Annotated in this window: 17 protein-coding genes and 1 riboswitch; of the genes, 5 read left to right on the plus strand and 12 right to left on the minus strand. The window is 66.3% G+C overall.

The genetic code is table 11. The features are described 5' to 3' along the window. Positions 1-50 precede the first annotated feature (50 nt). On the minus strand, positions 51-542 hold the full coding sequence (locus tag AB7A72_RS13175; protein ID WP_369460235.1) for an Lrp/AsnC ligand binding domain-containing protein: 492 nt from the start codon (positions 540-542) through the stop codon (positions 51-53). A 104-nt stretch (positions 543-646) separates the two neighbouring features. On the opposite strand from AB7A72_RS13175, the gene putA reads away from it, so the two are divergent. After that, the gene (putA, locus tag AB7A72_RS13180; protein ID WP_369460236.1) at positions 647-4,510 is read left to right on the plus strand and encodes a trifunctional transcriptional regulator/proline dehydrogenase/L-glutamate gamma-semialdehyde dehydrogenase; all 3,864 of its coding nucleotides are present in this window, start codon (positions 647-649) and stop codon (positions 4,508-4,510) included. A 109-nt stretch (positions 4,511-4,619) separates the two neighbouring features. Here the strand turns inward: putA and AB7A72_RS13185 are convergent, their stop codons facing one another. Further along, positions 4,620-5,192, minus strand: coding sequence for a TMEM165/GDT1 family protein (locus tag AB7A72_RS13185; protein ID WP_021025439.1), 573 nt, complete (start codon positions 5,190-5,192; stop codon positions 4,620-4,622). A 95-nt stretch (positions 5,193-5,287) separates the two neighbouring features. Next, positions 5,288-5,401, minus strand: a riboswitch (yybP-ykoY riboswitch). Between the two features lie 231 nt (positions 5,402-5,632). Here AB7A72_RS13185 and AB7A72_RS13190 point away from each other — a divergent pair. Both AB7A72_RS13190 and AB7A72_RS13195 read left to right on the plus strand, forming a co-directional pair. Beyond that, complete coding sequence (locus tag AB7A72_RS13190) at positions 5,633-6,046, plus strand: RNA recognition motif domain-containing protein (RefSeq protein WP_256460942.1); 414 nt, start codon at positions 5,633-5,635, stop codon at positions 6,044-6,046. A gap of 255 nt (positions 6,047-6,301) precedes the next feature. Beyond that, on the plus strand, positions 6,302-6,928 hold the full coding sequence (locus AB7A72_RS13195; protein WP_369460237.1) for an RNA recognition motif domain-containing protein: 627 nt from the start codon (positions 6,302-6,304) through the stop codon (positions 6,926-6,928). A gap of 85 nt (positions 6,929-7,013) precedes the next feature. On the opposite strand, the gene AB7A72_RS13200 is transcribed toward AB7A72_RS13195, so the two are convergent. Genes AB7A72_RS13200 through AB7A72_RS13215 form a run of 4 tightly spaced genes read right to left on the minus strand, consistent with a single transcriptional unit; the run spans position 7,014 to position 10,008 of the window. After that, positions 7,014-7,835 carry an SDR family oxidoreductase gene (locus AB7A72_RS13200; RefSeq protein ID WP_369460238.1) on the minus strand — a complete coding sequence of 274 codons (822 nt, stop codon included), beginning with the start codon at positions 7,833-7,835 and terminating at the stop codon, positions 7,014-7,016. Positions 7,836-7,841: 6 nt separating this feature from the next. Continuing rightward, positions 7,842-8,441: an LPS export ABC transporter periplasmic protein LptC gene (gene lptC / locus AB7A72_RS13205; RefSeq protein WP_312835114.1), complete on the minus strand. Its 600-nt coding sequence runs from the start codon at positions 8,439-8,441 to the stop codon at positions 7,842-7,844. Further along, positions 8,438-9,010 carry a KdsC family phosphatase gene (locus AB7A72_RS13210; protein ID WP_239809915.1) on the minus strand — a complete coding sequence of 191 codons (573 nt, stop codon included), beginning with the start codon at positions 9,008-9,010 and terminating at the stop codon, positions 8,438-8,440. Before AB7A72_RS13210 ends, lptC begins: the two co-directional genes overlap by 4 nt. Further along, positions 9,010-10,008, minus strand: coding sequence for a KpsF/GutQ family sugar-phosphate isomerase (locus tag AB7A72_RS13215; RefSeq protein ID WP_312835113.1), 999 nt, complete (start codon positions 10,006-10,008; stop codon positions 9,010-9,012). The genes AB7A72_RS13210 and AB7A72_RS13215 overlap by 1 nt, the downstream gene beginning before the upstream one ends. Positions 10,009-10,148: 140 nt before the next feature. Between AB7A72_RS13215 and AB7A72_RS13220 the strand changes: the two genes are divergently transcribed. Then, positions 10,149-10,703, plus strand: a complete 555-nt coding sequence (locus AB7A72_RS13220; RefSeq protein WP_133856207.1) for an adenine phosphoribosyltransferase — start codon at positions 10,149-10,151, stop codon at positions 10,701-10,703. 25 nt (positions 10,704-10,728) lie between these two features. Here AB7A72_RS13220 and AB7A72_RS13225 read toward each other — a convergent pair whose 3' ends face one another. Further along, positions 10,729-11,472, minus strand: a complete 744-nt coding sequence (locus AB7A72_RS13225) for a hypothetical protein (RefSeq protein WP_239809917.1) — start codon at positions 11,470-11,472, stop codon at positions 10,729-10,731. A gap of 204 nt (positions 11,473-11,676) precedes the next feature. Then, positions 11,677-12,153 (minus strand): Crp/Fnr family transcriptional regulator, encoded by a 477-nt coding sequence (locus AB7A72_RS13230; RefSeq protein WP_021024746.1) that lies wholly within the window; start codon positions 12,151-12,153, stop codon positions 11,677-11,679. A gap of 185 nt (positions 12,154-12,338) precedes the next feature. On the opposite strand from AB7A72_RS13230, the gene AB7A72_RS13235 reads away from it, so the two are divergent. Next, positions 12,339-13,265: a class I SAM-dependent methyltransferase gene (locus tag AB7A72_RS13235; RefSeq protein WP_369460239.1), complete on the plus strand. Its 927-nt coding sequence runs from the start codon at positions 12,339-12,341 to the stop codon at positions 13,263-13,265. 27 nt (positions 13,266-13,292) lie between these two features. Here AB7A72_RS13235 and azu read toward each other — a convergent pair whose 3' ends face one another. From azu to AB7A72_RS13255, 4 genes are all read right to left on the minus strand, one after another. Beyond that, positions 13,293-13,775: an azurin gene (gene azu, locus AB7A72_RS13240; RefSeq protein WP_369460240.1), complete on the minus strand. Its 483-nt coding sequence runs from the start codon at positions 13,773-13,775 to the stop codon at positions 13,293-13,295. Positions 13,776-13,838: 63 nt separating this feature from the next. After that, positions 13,839-14,636, minus strand: a complete 798-nt coding sequence (locus AB7A72_RS13245; RefSeq protein WP_369460241.1) for an ABC transporter ATP-binding protein — start codon at positions 14,634-14,636, stop codon at positions 13,839-13,841. Further along, positions 14,633-15,733, minus strand: a complete 1,101-nt coding sequence (locus tag AB7A72_RS13250; protein WP_369460242.1) for a FecCD family ABC transporter permease — start codon at positions 15,731-15,733, stop codon at positions 14,633-14,635. The genes AB7A72_RS13245 and AB7A72_RS13250 overlap by 4 nt, the downstream gene beginning before the upstream one ends. Beyond that, entirely contained in the window at positions 15,730-16,896 is a 1,167-nt protein-coding gene (locus AB7A72_RS13255; RefSeq protein WP_407064984.1) for an ABC transporter substrate-binding protein, read from the minus strand. Before AB7A72_RS13255 ends, AB7A72_RS13250 begins: the two co-directional genes overlap by 4 nt. Positions 16,897-17,012: the final 116 nt, after the last annotated feature.

Genomic DNA, 17,012 nt, shown 5'->3' on the forward strand with positions numbered 1-17,012 from the left:
CGGCGCCGTGAGATTTGAGTGTACTGCAAATCGGCCGCGCATGGGCTGCGTCAACTGCCGCCCAGGTAGATCCGGTTGGAGCTTTTGACTTCCTCCATCACCGCGTAGGTACGGGTCTCGCGCACGCCGGGCAACTGCCACAAGACCTCACCGGCAAAGTGGCGGTAGTGGTTCATGTCGGCCACACGGATCTTCACCAGGTAGTCAAAGCCGCCTGCCACCATGTGGCACTCCATGATCTCGGGCCGCACCTGCACCGCCGCCTTGAACTCGTCAAACACATTCGGGGTGGTGCGGTCCAGCAGCACCTCGATGAAGACCAGCATCGCCGCGCCCAGCTTTTGCGGATTCAGCCGGGCCTCGTAGCCGGTGATGTAGCCCTCCTTGGTCAGGCGCTGCACCCGGGCCAGCACGGCAGTGGCCGACAGCGATACCGCCTCGGCCAGCTTCAGGTTGGAGATGCGGCCGTCCCGCTGCAGCACGGCCAGAATGCGCAGATCGATGCGGTCGAGGTCGTCCGGCGGGTCGATGATGGCGGTCATGGGCAGAATTTTTCACTAAGAATGGGCCACATTATGGAGAGAAATTCAAACCACAAACGATCACACTGGCGGCATTCACTATCTACTCTGAACACGAGCCCGCCATGACTGCCAACGCCGTTGTTGACAACCAGCCCTCCACTACCTCGCCATTTTCGGCCACGGGCAGCAGCCCATCTGGCGCCAGTGCTCCTGTTTTTAATGAGCTGGTGTCGGCCTTGCAGCCCGCCTCGGCACTGCGCGCGGCCATCACTGCCGCCTACCGCAAGCCCGAGACCGAAGCGCTGCAAGCACTGCTGCCCCAGGCCACGCCACCCGCCGCCATCGCCCAGGCCGGCGATGCGCTGGCGCTGCAACTGGCCCGCACGCTGCGCGAGCGCAAGGCCGACAGCGGCCGCTCCGGCCTGGTGCAAGGCCTGCTGCAGGAGTTTGCACTGTCGTCGCAAGAAGGCATTGCGCTGATGTGCCTGGCCGAGGCGCTGCTGCGCATCCCCGATACGGCCACCCGCGATGTGCTGATCCGCGACAAGATCGCCCACGGCCAGTGGAAGGCCCATGTGGGCAAGAGCCCGTCGATGTTCGTCAATGCCGCTGCCTGGGGCCTGGTGCTGACCGGCAAGCTGGTGGCCACGCATAGCGAGGGCTCGCTGGGCCAGTCGCTCACCCGCCTGATCGGCCGGGGCGGCGAGCCGCTGATCCGCAAGGGCGTGGACATGGCCATGCGCATGATGGGCGAGCAGTTCGTCACCGGCGAGACGATTGGCGAAGCGCTGAAGAACGCCGAGCGCCTGGAGGCCAAGGGCTTCCGCTACTCCTACGACATGCTGGGCGAAGCGGCGATGACCAGCGATGACGCCAAGCGCTACCTGCGCGACTACGAAAACGCGATCCATGCGATCGGCAAGGCCAGCAATGGCCGGGGCGTCTACGAAGGCCCGGGCATCTCGATCAAGCTGTCGGCCCTGCACCCGCGCTACAGCCGCGCCCAGTACGACCGCGTGATGGCCGAGCTCTACCCGGTGGTGCTGCAGCTGGCCGTGCTGGCCAAAAGCTACAACATCGGCCTCAATATCGACGCCGAAGAAGCCGACCGCCTGGAGCTGTCGCTGGACCTGCTGGAAAAACTCTGCTTTGCGCCCGAGCTGGCCGGTTTTGCCGGCATCGGCTTTGTCGTGCAGGCCTACCAAAAGCGCTGCCCCTATGTGCTGGACTTCATCATCGACCTGGCCCGCCGCAGCCAGCACCGCCTGATGGTGCGCCTGGTCAAGGGCGCCTACTGGGACAGCGAGATCAAGCGCGCCCAGATCGACGGTCTCGAAGGCTACCCGGTCTACACCCGCAAGGCCTATACCGATGTGTCCTACCTGGCCTGCGCGCGCCAGTTGCTGGCCGCGCCCGATGCGGTCTACCCCCAGTTCGCCACGCACAATGCCCACACCCTGGCCACCATCTACCACCTGGCCGACCCGGCCCGCTACCAGCCCGGCCAGTACGAGTTCCAGTGCCTGCACGGCATGGGCGAGCCGCTGTACGAGCAAGTCGTGGGCCGCAATGCCAGCGAGAACCTGGGCCGCCCCTGCCGCATCTATGCCCCCGTGGGCACGCATGAAACCCTGCTGGCCTACCTGGTGCGCCGCCTGCTCGAGAACGGCGCCAACACCAGCTTTGTGAACCGCATCGCCGACCAGGACATCCCCCTGGCCAAGCTGGTGGAAAACCCCGTGACCACCGCCCAGCAATGGGCGCAGAGCGAAGGCCAGCTGGGCCTGCCCAACCCGCACATTGCCCAGCCGCGCGCGCTGTATGGCGCAAGCCGCAGCAATTCGGCCGGGCTGGACCTGTCCAACGACAACCGCCTGCGCGCGCTGCAGCACGACCTGCAGGCCAGCGCACAGATGGCCTGGCATGCCCAGCCCCTCCTGGCAGACGGCGCCCCCGCCTCTACCCAACCGAGCGAGCCCGTGCTGAACCCGGCCGACCACAGCGACCAGGTCGGCACGGTCACGCAGGCATCGGCCGATCAGGTGGAGTTTGCGCTGGCCGCCGCCCAGGCCGCCGCCGCCCGCTGGCAGGCCACCCCGGCGGCCCAGCGCGCCGATTGCCTGGCCAAGGCCGGTGACCTGCTCGAAGCCCATATGCCCACCTTGATGGGCGTGCTGGTGCGCGAGGCGGGCAAGACCTGCTCCAACGCGATTGCCGAAGTGCGCGAGGCGGTGGACTTTCTGCGCTTCTACGCCGCCCAGGTGCGCAGCTGGGGCCAGGCGGATTACCAGGCCCTGGGCCCGGTGGTCTGCATCAGCCCCTGGAACTTCCCGCTGGCCATCTTCAGCGGCCAGATTGCTGCTGCGCTGGCCGCCGGCAACACGGTGCTGGCCAAACCGGCCGAGCAGACCCCGCTGATCGCCGCCGCTGCCGTGCAGGCGCTGTGGCAGGCGGGCGTGCCGCACGATGTGCTGCAGCTGCTGCCGGGCACCGGCGAGACCGTCGGCGCGCGCCTGGTGGGCGACAGCCGCGTGCAGGCCGTGATGTTCACCGGCTCGACCGAAGTGGCCCGCATTCTGCAAAAGACCCTGGCCCAGCGCCTCGATGCCCAAGGCCAGCCCGTGACCCTGGTGGCCGAGACCGGCGGCCAGAACGCGATGATCGTGGACTCCTCCGCGCTGGCCGAGCAGGTGGTGGTCGATGTGCTGTCCTCGGCCTTTGACTCGGCCGGCCAGCGCTGCTCGGCGCTGCGCGTGCTCTGCGTGCAGGAAGAGGCCGCCGACCGCCTGCTGCACATGCTGCGCGGCGCGATGCAGGAGCTCCAGGTCGGCAACCCCTGCCAGCTCAAGACCGATGTCGGCCCCGTCATCGATGCCGAAGCCAAGGGCGTCATCGACCAGCACATTGCCCGCATGCAGGCCGCCGGCCACCAGGTCTGGCAAAACGGCGGCGCCAGCGCGCAGGGCACCTTTGTGCCGCCGACGGTGATCGCCATCCGCCAGCTGTCCGAGCTCAAGCGCGAGGTCTTCGGCCCGGTGCTGCATGTGCTGCGCTACCGCCGCGAGCACCTGCCCCAGCTGCTGGCCGACATCAATGCCACCGGCTACGCCCTCACCCTGGGCCTGCACACCCGCATTGACGAGACCATCAGCCAGGTGGTCACTGCTGCGCATGCCGGCAATATCTATGTGAACCGCAACATCGTCGGCGCCGTCGTCGGTGTGCAGCCCTTTGGCGGCGAAGGCCTGTCAGGCACGGGACCCAAGGCCGGCGGCCCGCTGTACATGCTGCGCCTGCTCAGCCGCATGCCGGCCACGGCCACGGTCGATGCGCTGGCCCACCTGCCCCGCATGGCGGGCAATGAGGCGCCCGCGCCCGCCACTGGCCAGCGCGGCCATGCCCATGGCCTGGAGCAGGCCGATGCCGCCCCTGCCGCTGCGCTGGATGCGCTGCAAAGCTGGGCCAGCCAGCAAGGCCAGGGCGAGCTGGCAGCGCTGTGCCAGCGCTATGCCGCCCATACCGGCAATGGCTTTGCGGCCGAGCTGCCCGGCCCGACCGGTGAGCGCAATCTGTATGTGCTGAGCGGCCGCGAGCGCGTGGGCTGCGTGGCCAGCACCACAAGCCTGCTGCTGGCCCAGCTCGCCGCCGTACTGGCGGCTGGCTCCACCGCCGTGTGGCCCGCCAACAGCCAGTACGCCAGCCTGCTGGCACAGCTGCCCGCATCGGTGCGTGCCTCGGTGCAACTGTCGGCGCACAGCGCGCAGGCCTTCCTGCAGTCCGAAGCCTTCGATGCGCTGATCGCCGATGCCGCCAGCGGCTGGCTGCCCATCGGCAGCAGCCTGGCGGGCCGCCCCGGCGCCATTGTGCCGATCACCGCCCAGGCCGCCGATGGCAGCGTGCCACTGTTCCGCCTGCTGGCCGAGCATGCGATCAGCATCAACACCGCAGCAGCGGGCGGCAATGCGAGCCTGATGACCTTGGACTGAGGCTGAGGCTTGGGGCGCCGCCCCATCCAAAAAGGGCTGGAGATCGCAAGATCCCCAGCCCTTTTATTTAGTTAGTGCGTTGCCGGTGTTGCTAGCGCTGCCAGCGCTGTCAGTCCATCGTGGTGAACAGCGCAGCCACGCCCAGCACCAGGAAGATCACTGCGCAGACGCGGTGGATCCAGCGGATCGGCAGCTTCTTGGTGATCTTGTCGCCAAACCAGACCACCGGCGCATTGGCCAGCATCATGCCGATCGTGGTGCCGGCGACCACCCAGTAATAGGAAGCCGGATACTTGGCGGCCAGCCCCACGGTGGCCAGTTGGGTCTTGTCGCCCATCTCGGCCAGGAAGAACAGCAGCACCGTGGTGCCGAACACGCCCCAGCGGCCGCTGCTCTTGCCGGCTTCGTCCTCGTCGATCTTGTCGGGAATCAGCATCCAGCCGGCCATCAGGATGAAGGACACGCCCAGAATCCAGCGCAGCACATCGGGGCCGAGCATCGTGGTGATCCAGGCACCGACGGCACCGGCCAGTGCATGGTTGACCAGCGTCGAGACAAAGATGCCCAGCACAATGGGCCAGGGTTTGCGGTATTTGGCAGCGAGGACGAGCGAGAGCAGCTGTGTCTTGTCGCCCATTTCGGCAAGGGCAACGACAGCGGTTGAGAGGAGAAAGGCTTCCATGAGTGGGGATCGTTATTGCAGCCGGATATAGCAAGACAGCATTGACCGCATCGCGACTCCGGCATTGGATCGCAACGTGGTCAATGGTCTCGCCCAGCATCCTCATCACAAGGTGCCGTGTACGCCATAGGCCGCGAAGGCCCAAGTTTGTTGACGCACACTCCGCGGCGCATTGCACGCCCGGCAGGCTACTCCCCAAAGACCGGCGCATCATACGCCCAAAAGCGATGCTGCGCCGCAACACCCACTGCCGCCAGGGAAAATACCAAGCCCCGCTTGCGGGAACTGTCAACACAGCGTAAGGCGATTCACCCATAATGGTGAAGCTCAATGTGCCCCCGGGTACACTAGAGCGCGCGGTGATCCGTCTTGGAAGTTGTCACAGGTTTGTTGATTGCATCAGGCTCCATCGCTTTTTTTACTTTTTTCGGAGTCCTCAAATGGGCAACAAACTTTACGTGGGCAACCTGCCCTACTCTTTCCGTGACAGCGATCTGGAAAGCACTTTCAGCCAGTTCGGTACCGTCTCCAGCGCCAAGGTCATGATGGAACGTGACACCGGCCGCTCCAAGGGCTTCGGCTTTGTGGAAATGGGTTCGGACGCTGAAGCACAAGCTGCTATCGAAGGCGTGAACGGCCAAGGCTACGGCGGCCGTAACCTGGTTGTGAACGAAGCCCGTCCCATGGAAGCCCGTCCTCCACGCAGCGGTGGTTTCGGTGGTGGCAACCGTGGCGGCTTCGGCGGCGGTGACCGCGGTGGCTTCGGCGGCGGTGACCGTGGCGGCTTCGGCGGCGGCGATCGCGGTGGCTTCGGCGGCGGTGGCCGTGGTGGCTACGGTGGCGGCAGCTACTAAACACCTCACCTCCAAAACCTCTTAAGGGTTTTGACGGTTAGATGACGGGTTTTCCCGAAAAAAAGGCCTCTTTGAGGCCTTTTTTGCATCTGGTTGCAGCTTCCGCGCCACAACTGAGGGGCGGAACTATGCCATTGTCGGTTTTTATGCCAGAAAATAAAGGATGGAGTATTCCTCCATCGGGCTACTGCGATGAATGACCGGTGTTCTACAGGGCGCTATCGCATTATTTAAGAGTTATCAGGAGTCCCTCAAATGGGCAACAAGCTTTACGTCGGTAATTTGCCATACCAGGTTCGCGACAACGATCTGGAACAGGCCTTTGGTCAGTTTGGCAGCGTAACCAGCGCCAAGGTGATGATGGAACGCGACACGGGTCGCTCCAAGGGTTTCGGTTTTGTAGAAATGGGCAGCGATGACGAAGCCCAAGCAGCGGTCAACGGTCTGAACGGTCAGCCTCTGGGCGGCCGCAATCTGGTCGTGAACGAAGCGCGTCCGATGGAGCCCCGTCCTCCCCGCAGCGGCGGTGGTGGCTTTGGCGGCCCACGCGGTGGTGGCTTCGGTGGCGGCGGTAACCGCGGCGGCTTCGGTGGCGGCGGTGGCGGCGGTGGTGGCTACGGCGGCGGTGGTGGCGGTGGCTACGGCGGCGGCGGTGGTGGTGGATACGGCGGCGGCGGTGACCGTGGCGGCTACGGCGGCGGTGGCGGTGGTTATGGCGACCGTGGCGGTCGCGATGGCGGCGGCGGCCGTGGCGGCAATGACCGTGGCTTTGGTGGCGGTGATCGCGGCGGCGACCGCGATGGCGGCTTCCGCAGCCCCTACGGCAATGGTTCGCGCAACCGCGGCGGCAACCAAGGCTACGACAACAACGACGATTATTGATGTCTGCAGGCACACCCTGGCGGTGCGCCTCCAGCAACGACAAAGCCCCGACAGGGGCTTTTTTCATGGCCGGCGCAGACCTGCGTCAATCCCGGCCTGGCGGCAGCTCTTGCACCCGTTCGCGGTGGCGGTGCTTGCGCGGGCGGTTGGCCAGCGCGCGGTCATACAGCGCATTGGGCAGGCAGCGCAACAGCTTGGCCACCCAGCCCATCTGCCAGGGGATGACGGCATAGCTGCGCGCCTTGGCAATCACCGCGAAGGCCTTGTCGGCGAAGGCCTCGGGTTGCATCAGGAACGGCATGCCGTAGCGGTTATGGCTGGTGAGCGGCGTGGCCACAAAGCCCGGGCTGATCGTGACCACCTGCACACCGCTGCGCTGCAGCTCCACCCGCAGGCTCTCGCAGTAGCTGATGACCGCCGCCTTGCTGGCGCAGTAGGCGCCGTGGCCGGGCAGGCCGCGTATGCCGGCCACACTGGCAATACCCACCAATTTGCCACTGCCGCGCGCCTGCATGGGCCGCACAAAGGCGTGGAAGGTCGCGGCCATGCCGATCACGTTGGTGGCATAGGTCTGGGCCATGACGTCCAGGTCCTCGCGCTCTGCCGTGTCGATGCCGTAACTCACCCCGGCATTGGCCACCACCACATCGGGCAGGCCCTGCTGCTGCAGGCATTGTGCGCAGGCAGCAATGATCTGGTCCTGATTGGCCACGTCGGCGCCATAGATGGCATAGCGGCTGCTGTCCATGCCTTGTGCCTGCGCCCATGCCTGCATCACTGTGCTGCGGCGGGCCACCAGCGCCAGCCGGTAGCCGGCCTGGTAGTAGCGCCAGGCCAGCGCCTGGCCGATGCCGCTGGAGGCGCCGGTGATCAGCACCAACGGTGCGTCGCTCAGGGGGGTGGCCATGGGCGCTCAGCGTGCGGGCTGCAGTACACCCTTGACCCGGCCCTTGAGCTCGGCCACCTGGGTGAGGTTGTTGAAGACCATGGAATCGGCCGTGAAGCGGTCCTTGCCCCGGATGATCTCGACTGGCTTGTTCGAGCTCACACGCTCTTCATTGACAAAGGCGTGCAGGAATTCGCCCCGGAACTCCATCTGCGGCACACCCGGCTTGTTGCTGCTGCGCACCACCTTGGCATTGCCGAACAGCTGCACTTCCGAGCCATCGGCATTGGACAGCGCGCGGTCGGCCGTCGCCACCGTCGTGGATCCATCCTGCCGCAACGAGCGCATCGTGGCCGTATCGATCTCCAGCGTGTCGGTGTCGATGAAGTGGCGCATCTTGTTGCCCAGGATCTCGCTGGTCAGCACGCCGGTGCCGTCAAAGTTGCGCACCGAAAAATCGCTCATGTAGTAATCCACCTCGTGGCCGGGCACCACCGCCTCACGCACGCTCTGCGGCTTGGGGGCATTGCGCACCAGCCACCAGGTGCCCAGCGCCAGCAGACCCATCAGGATCACCGGCAGGTAGATGGACGACAGGTCCATGAGGCGTCGCACACGAGATTTCATTGTCCGTACCGATCGAGCAGGTTGACATAGGCACCGCTGGCGGCCAGCACGGCATCGCACAGCTCGCGCGCGGCGCCTGCGCCGCCGTGGCGGGTGGTCACCCAGTGTGCCACGCCCAGCACTTCGGGGTGGGCATTGGCGGGGGCGCAGGCCAGCTGGCAGCGGCGCAATACCGGCAGATCCGGCCAGTCATCGCCAATGGCAGCGGCCTGGTGCCAGTCCAGGCCCAGCGCCTCCAGCATGGCCTGGGCGGCGGGCAGCTTGTCCTCGGTCCCATAGCGCACATGCGCGATGCCCAATGCCGCCAGGCGGTGGCGCAGCGGGGCCGAGTCACGCCCGGTGATGACCGCCGGCACGATGCCGGCTTCGCGCAGCATCTTGAGGCCATGGCCGTCGAGCGTGTGGAAGCGCTTGAGCGTTTCACCCTGCTCGCTGATGTACAGGCCGCCATCGGTGAGCACGCCATCCACATCGAAAAACACGATCTTGATGCCCTGGGCACGCAGCAGCAACCCGGCGGGCCACTGCTGGGCGGGGGTGATGGGGGGCAAGGTCAGGGTGCTGGCCATCAGATCACCTTGGCCCGCATCAGATCGCCCACATGCACGATGCCCACCAGGCGCCGGGCCGCATCGGTGACCAGCACGCTGGTGATGCGGTGGGCCTCCATCATCGCGGCGGCATCGGCCGCCAGCGCGTCAGCCGATATCTGGCGCGGCGCCGCATGCATCACCTCGGCCGCAGTCAGGCCACGCAAATCGGCACCGGCCTCAATACGGCGGCGCAGGTCGCCATCGGTGAAGACGCCCTGCAGCAGCCCGTTCGCATCGACGATGGCAGCCGCGCCCATGCCCTTGGCGCTCATCTCTCGCATCAGATCGCTGAAGCTGGCGCTGGGCAACACGGTAGGCAGTTCATCGCCGCTGCGCATCACGTCAGCCACATGGGTGAGCAGGCGGCGGCCCAGCGCGCCACCGGGGTGGGAGCGGGCAAAGTCCTCGGCCTTGAAGCCGCGCGCATCCAGCAGCGCGACGGCCAGCGCATCGCCCATCGCCATTTGCGCCGTGGTGCTGGCCGTGGGGGCCAGGTTCAGCGGGCAGGCTTCCTTGTCCACCTGGGTGTTGAGCACCCAGTCGGCATGGCGGGCCATCGAGGACTGCAGGTTGCCCGTCATCGCCACGATGGGCACGCCCAGGCGCTTGAGCACCGGCAGCAGCACCGAAATCTCGCCACTCTCACCGCTGTTGGAGATGGCCAGCACCAGGTCCTGGCCGGTCACCATGCCCAGGTCGCCATGGCTGGCCTCGCCCGGGTGCACAAAGAATGCGGGCGTACCGGTCGATGCCAAGGTCGCGGCAATCTTGCGTCCGACATGCCCGCTCTTGCCCATGCCGGTGACCACCACACGTCCGGGAATCTCCAGCATGCGCTGCACGACCTGGACAAAGTTGTCGTCCAGGCGCTGTGTCAGCGCGGCAATGGCCTCGGCCTCGATCGCGAAGGTGGACGCCGCCAGGCGCAGAATCTGCGCCGCTTCGAGGGGGCGCTTGGGCTGTAGGGTGCTCATGGAGGCCGATTTTATCGGAGCGCCCGCGCCCCGGCGGACGCAGGTCATTGCCAAACATGCTTAACAAAGCACCGCCGCTGGACTGCAGCAACCCCACATGCACTACCATGGCGGGTCCTCTCCCCTTCTCCGGCCCCACCATGCACGCTCCCGACGTCAACGCCTTTTTGCGTCACCACATTCGCACTGTCCCCGACTGGCCAGCGCCGGGCGTGCAGTTCCGGGACATCACCCCGCTGCTGCAGAACCCGCAGGTCTTCCATGTGCTGATCGACGCCTTTGTGCACCGCTACATGTCGCGCGACATGCGCCCCGATGTGGTGGCAGGACTCGACGCGCGGGGCTTCATCCTCGGCGCCGTCATTGCCTACCAGCTCAAGGTGGGCTTTGTGCCGATCCGCAAAAAAGGCAAGCTGCCCTTCACCACGGTGGAGGAGACCTATGAGCTGGAGTACGGCAGCGCCACGGTGGAGCTGCATGCCGATGCGGTCAAGCCCGGCGACAAGGTGCTGCTGGTCGATGACCTGATTGCCACCGGCGGCACGATGATGGCCGGCAAGAACCTGCTGGAGAAACTCGGCGCCCAGGTGATGGAGGGCGCTGCCATTGTCGACCTGCCCGAGCTGGGCGGCTCCAAGCGGCTGACCGACGCAGGCCTGCCGCTGTTCACCTTGGTGGATTTCGCGGGCCACTGAGCCTCCGCTGCAGCGGCGTGGACGCTCAATGCAGATCGCCGTACTGGGTATTGCTCAGGCCGCCAAAACTGGTGTCGGCGGTGGGCGCAGGCGCGCCGCCCCGGCGGGCCGCTTCCCGTGCGATCTGGGTCGGGTCAGTGGCACGGCGTGCGGGCGGGACAATCGGCGCCGGCCGTGGCGCGGTGCTGGTCGCGGCGCGCTGGCTGGCCGGTGCCCCCTCCAGCGCCGGCACCGGGTTCATCGCGGCGTCGAGCAAGGCCTTCTTGAAGGCGGCAATCTCTGCCTCATCGACCGGGTCCATGCCCAGCGGCACCGGTGCCATCGGCGCCTGGGACGGCGCGGCGCCAGCGCTGGCGACACGGGGTGCCTTGCTGCTGACGGCACCGAGCTGGGCGTTGAGGCGCCAGTACACCGAGGTGATGACGATCTCGAAACGGGTCTTGGCCGAATAGGCGATCAAGGCTTCGATCTGGGTGAGCTTGTCCGGCGAGGCGCAGTGCTGCTGCGCCAGGTCCACCATCACAATGAACTGCGTCGCGCGCTTGTCCAGCGCCAGCACCTTGAATTTGTAAGCTGCCGACAGAATGCCCGAGCGCACCATGGACTCGCGCACCGCCGAATACACCATTTCCCGCCGGGCCGAACGCTCACCGGGCCGCGGCGCGGCGCTGTCGTGCGGGGACGCCGCAGCCATGGACTTGGCGCCCACCAACGGGCTCTGGGCGGCCAGCATATCGTGCTGGCTGTGGCCCAACGGCTCGGCGAACATTGTTTGCGGCCCAAAGGCAGCCACGGCCGGTTTTTTTTCTGGTCGACTGAACCATTTGGCAAATATAGACATGCCACTCCCTACCCTGATCAGAATGCAAAACGGTCACCCGTTTCACCATGCAACAGGCATTTGTAATTGTAGGGATGGAGTATTGCATACACTTGTCAGAAAAGCGCGTGCCATTTGACACATGCCAAGCTTTTATGTTGCGGCAACGCGGCGTTTGCGGTTGCCCAGGCGCTTGGCCAGCACCGATCCGGCGGCCATCGCCAGCGCGACGGCCACGGTGGGCTGGCGGTTGCACAGCTCGGTAAAGCGGATGCTGGACAGCCCCCAGAGGCGGCAACCGGCCACCGCCTGCACGGTGGCATTGCGCGGCTGGTGCGAGAAGAACGCGCCTTCCCCGACAATGGAGCCCGCGCCGACGATGGCCAGGCGAATGCGCTGTTTTTCGTCCTCGAAATGCACGCTCAAGCTGCCGCTTTCGACGAAGAACAAGGTGCGCTCCTGCGTGCCTTGCTGAAACAACACCTGGGATGCCGCCAGCTGGGTCTGCGTCAGATATGGGGCCAGGATCTCCCACTGCGCTGCCGTCAGCGGGTTGATCATGCTTTCCTCGTCCTGGCAGTTGTTGATGGCGGTCACCAGGGGCTTGATGTCATTGGCGCTACTGAACATGAAAACCTCCTCCTCAATCCTGGCGGTGATCCACCAGTGATCTGTCGAAACTCATAACCCAAGAAATCTAACCGAGCAGCCGCACAATTGGAGGGCGGGCCGGGGAATATTTGTAAGAAGTATCCCGCAGCCCACATTTCTGGTCCAGCACTGCACCCCCGTTTCTCTTCCCGACATTTGAATCCATGCAAGCATTACTTGAGGCCATCGCCACCATGCCCGCAAGCCAGCAGGCGCAACGCCTGTTCCATGGCCGAGGCGGCCTGTTTCCGGGCTGCGAACACCTGTCGCTGGACCTGTACCCGCCGGCCGTGGTGCTGACCAGCTTTGCGCCGCTGGCCGACGAGGCGCTGCACAGCGTGGGCGAGGCGCTGCAGCAGCGCTGGCAGCAGCTCTACCCAGGTGAGCCGCTCACCTGGGTCTACCAATGCCGGGCGCTGGGCGCGGCCGAGACCCGCCTGGTCCAGGGCAGCCTGCCCGAGCCCCATACCGTGCAGGAGGACGATGCCCGCTACCAGGTGCATGTGCTGCGCGGGCAGAACCATGGCCTGTTTCTGGACATGGCCGAGGGTAGGCGCTGGGTGCGCCAGTTCATAGCGCGCCAGCCGGAACCCGAGCGCTGCAAGGTGCTCAACCTGTTTGCCTATACCTGCGCGTTCTCGGTCGCAGCACTGCAGGCGGGCGCCGGCCAGGTGGTCAATATCGACATGAGCAAGGCTGCGCTGGCCAGCGGCCAGCAGAACCACCGCCTCAACCAGCTGGCCGGCGGCCAGTTCTGGGGCCATGACATTTTCAGCAGCTGGGGCAAGATCACCCGCACCGGGCCTTACCAGCTGGTGATCATGGACCCGCCCAGCTACCAAAAGGGCAGCTTTGTGGCTACCAAGGACTACGCGCGCCTGATCAAGCGCCTGCCCGACCTGCTGGCACCGGGCGGCTTTGCGCTGCTCTGCCTGAACGCCCCCGAGCTGCCGCTGGCCTTCTTGCAAGACCAGATGGCCGAACTGGCGCCGGCGCTGGAGTTCATCGAGCAGGTGGCCAACCCGGCGATCTTTGCCGATGTCTCGCCCGACCGGGCGCTCAAGGTGCTGGCCTACCGCATGCCCAGCTAAGGCTGGGCCGGTTACTGGTTGCTGGGCTTAGTCAACAACCACCAGCTTGCCGCGCATAGGCTCCGCATGGGTGGGGAAGGAGCAGAAATAGGTGTAGTCCTCGCCCTGGCTCAGGCGCTCGACCGGGAAACTCACCGAGGCATGCTCACCGCCAGACAGCATCTGGGTGGCAGCCAGCACGCGGGCATCGCCCCGGCTGAGCCAGGCGCGCTCAGGGCCGGAGCGTTGGCCTTCGCGGATCACCGCCTCGGTGTCCTTGCTGCGCGTCAGCACCCAGTTGTGGCCCGCTTCCTGCCAAGGCTTTTTGCCGGTGTGCAGCAGGTGCACGGTGAACTGCACGCAGCGCTTGCTCACGCGCAGCTCGGTCAGGTCAAACTTTTTGCCGGGCTGGCCTTGTACATGGGCTTCACAGACTGGCGCCGATGCGGATGCGGCGGGCTGCGCGAAGGCGGCGCTGCTGGCGCCCAGGGTGGCGGCGCAAAGGGCGAGGTGGTGCAGAGAGATCTTCATGGTTGGTCGCTTGGGTCGTTGAGAAAGAGGGAATCGGCGCTGAGGCGGTGCATGCGCAGCCCTTCAGGCCAGCAGGCCGTCCACCATCACCTGCGGAATGCCGCGCGAGCAGGGCTCGACACGGGCCTGCACGCCATAGACACGGGCCAGCAGCTCGGGGTTGATCGCATCGCTGGGCAGGCCATCGGCCTGCAGCTCGCCGTTCTGCAGCACCAGCACGCGGTCGGCATGGCGCAGCGCCAGGCCCAGGTCATGCAGCACCACCAGGGTGACCATGCCGCTGCGCCGGGTCTGTTCGCCCACCAGCGCCATCACATGGAACTGGTGGTTCAGGTCCAGCGCCGACAGCGGCTCATCGAGCATCAGCACCTGGGGCTGGCGGACCAGCGCCTGCGCCAGGCCGGCCAGCTGCGCCTGGCCGCCCGATAGCTCATCGAGGTGGCGCATCGCCAGGTGGTCAATGCCCAGTTGCTGCAGCACAGCAGCGCATTGCACGACCGCATCCTGGGCTGGCTCGGCGCCCGCATGCAGGCTGTGGGGCGAGGCCTTGCGCGCGGCCATCAGCGATTCGATCACGCGCAGGTGCACCGCCGCCGGCAAGGCCTGGGGCTGGTAGACCACGCGCCGGGCGCGCTCGGCCAGGCTGGCCTTGTCCAGCGGCTGCCCTTGCAAGCGCACCTGACCGCTGGCACGGGTCAGCCCCGCCAGCGCCCGCAAAAAGGTCGATTTGCCGCTGCCATTGGGGCCCAGCACCACGGTGACGGTGCCTGGCTGCAGATCGGCCACCGACAACGAAGGAATGACGACGCGCCGGCCATAGGCCACATGCAGTCCGCTGATCTGCAAACCGCCGCCGCTCATGCCCGCCCCCGGGTGCGCAGCACAATGGCCAGAAAGAAGGGAATGCCCACCAGCGAGGTGACAATGCCCACCGGCACGATGACGCCCGGCACCAGCGCCTTGGATGCCACCGAGGCCAAGGACAGCACCAGCGCGCCAGTCAAGGCCGAGGCCGGCAGGTAAAAGCGGTGGTCATCGCCCACCAGCCGGCGCGCAATATGCGGTGCGACCAGGCCAATAAAGCCGATGCTGCCGACAAAGGCCACCGACAGGGCCGCCAGCACGCTGATGCGCAGCAGCGCACCCAGGCGCAGGCGCCGCACATCCACACCAAAGCTGGCCGCGCGGTCCTCCCCCAGGCGCAGCGCCGTCAGCCGCCAGGCATTGCGCATGGACAGCGGCAGCACCACCGCCAAGGCCAATGCCAGCGCACCCAGCTTGGGCCAGGTCGCCCGCGAGAGGCTGCCCATGGTCCAGAACACCAGACCCTGCAAGGCCTCGGCCGTGGCCACAAACTGCAGCAAGGACACCAGCGCATTGAAGCTGAACACCAGCGCAATGCCAAACAGCACCACGCCGGTGGCGCTCATGCCACCCCAGCGGGCCACCAGATCGAGCAGCAAGGCCGAGGCCATCGCAAACACAAAGGCATTGGCCGGCACCGCCCAGGATGCAGGCACGCCCGGCAGGTTCCAGTCCAGCACAATCGCCAGCGCTGCGCCAAAGGCGGCGGCCGACGACAGCCCCAAGGTAAAAGGGCTGGCCAGCGGGTTGGCCAGCACGGTCTGCATCTCGGCACCCGCCAGGCCCAGCGCCAGGCCGACGGCCACCGCCATCAAGGCATAGGGCAGGCGGATATCCCAGACAATCACCCGCAGCGCCGGCGGCGCGGCATCGGGCGTGTACAGGGTCTGCAGCAGCTGCCGCAGCGCCAGGCCCGATGGGCCGGTGGTGAAGTCAAACAGCAGGGCCGCGACAATGGCACCAGCCAGCAGCGCCAGCACCAGCAGGCGCCAGCCCGTCAAGCGACGGTAGGCCTTGGCGTGCTGGCCAGCCTGCCCTGCATCTACGCCCAGCGCAGCCGAAGTGGCTGCCAGCGGCGGCAGGGACACGCTCATGGCTTGGCCTTCAAGGGGGCGATATCGCCCCAGTACGCGCCTTGCATCGGCAGCGCCTGCAAGAAGCGCCGGTTGATCTCGGTCATCGTCGCCTGCGGGTCCACATCGGCAAAGCGCTCGGGGTAGAACCACTTGGCCATGGCCTCGATCGCCAAAATATTGGTGGGCGCATCGTAGAAGTTGTGCCACAGGCCATGGGCGCGGCCCGAGCGCACGGCGCTCAGCATCTCAAAACCGGGGCGCTGGGCCAGCTCGCGCAGGCTGCTGCCCAGCTGCGCGGCGCTCACTCCTTCGCCCGCCCGCACCATGGGGCGGCTGCCTTGGGGCCGGCTGCCGGTGGCGATGTAGATGGCCGGGTCCTGGGCGATCAGTGCTTCCTGGTTCAGGTCGCCGATCGCGCCGGGGATCTTGCCTGCCGCGATGTTGATGCCGCCAGCGGCGTCAATGAACTCCCCGACGTTGCCCTTGCCCGCCGTGTGGCAGCAGCCATCCCAGACACCGGCCAGCAGCTCGGCAAACACCAGCGGGCGCTGCTGCGCAGGGATGTCCTTGACCCGGGACTGCACCCGCAGCAAATGCGCCTCGTAGAAATCGGCATAGGCATTGGCCTGCGCCTCGCGGTGCACTGCCTGGCCGAGGATGCGGATGCTCTTGGCGGTATTGCGCACCGGCTGGGCGCGAAAGTCGATGAACACCACGGGCACGCCCGACTTCTCCAGTGCCTGCACCAGGCTGCTTTGGCGGCCCGGGCCATGACCGCCCAGGCCGAAGATGGCGATATCGGGCTGGGTCGACACCGATTTCTCGTAGCTGACGCTGTCCTCCGAGCTGCGGCCAATCAGCGGAATCTGGGTGATCTGCGGAAAGCGCTGCTGGTAGGCCGCCCAGCCATTGGGATCGGCAAAGGCCAGCTCGCCTTGCCAGCCCACAATGCGCTTCAAGGGCTCAGCGCCCTCCATCAGCGCCAGCGCGTACAGAAAACGGCCCTCGCCCAGCAGAATATGGTCCACCTTGGCGGGGATCTGCACGGTGCGGCCGACGATATCCACCACCGTGCTGCCCTGCGCGGCCGGGGCATTAGCTGCAGCTTGCGCCGGAGCTGCCATGGTCAGACCCGTGGCCAGGCCCAGCCCCAGCGCCACACCCAGGGCGCGCAAGCGCATGCCCGCTTGTGCGGCAGTACGAAAAAGGTCCGGCATGCGGACCAGGGATGCGCCTGCAGCTTGCAGTGCCGGGGAGAGCTTCGATGCGGTCATGGTCACAACAAACTAGAATGAAA

Origin of the sequence: Comamonas sediminis, assembly GCF_041107495.1 — a bacterium.
GTDB lineage: Bacteria > Pseudomonadota > Gammaproteobacteria > Burkholderiales > Burkholderiaceae_C > Comamonas > Comamonas sediminis.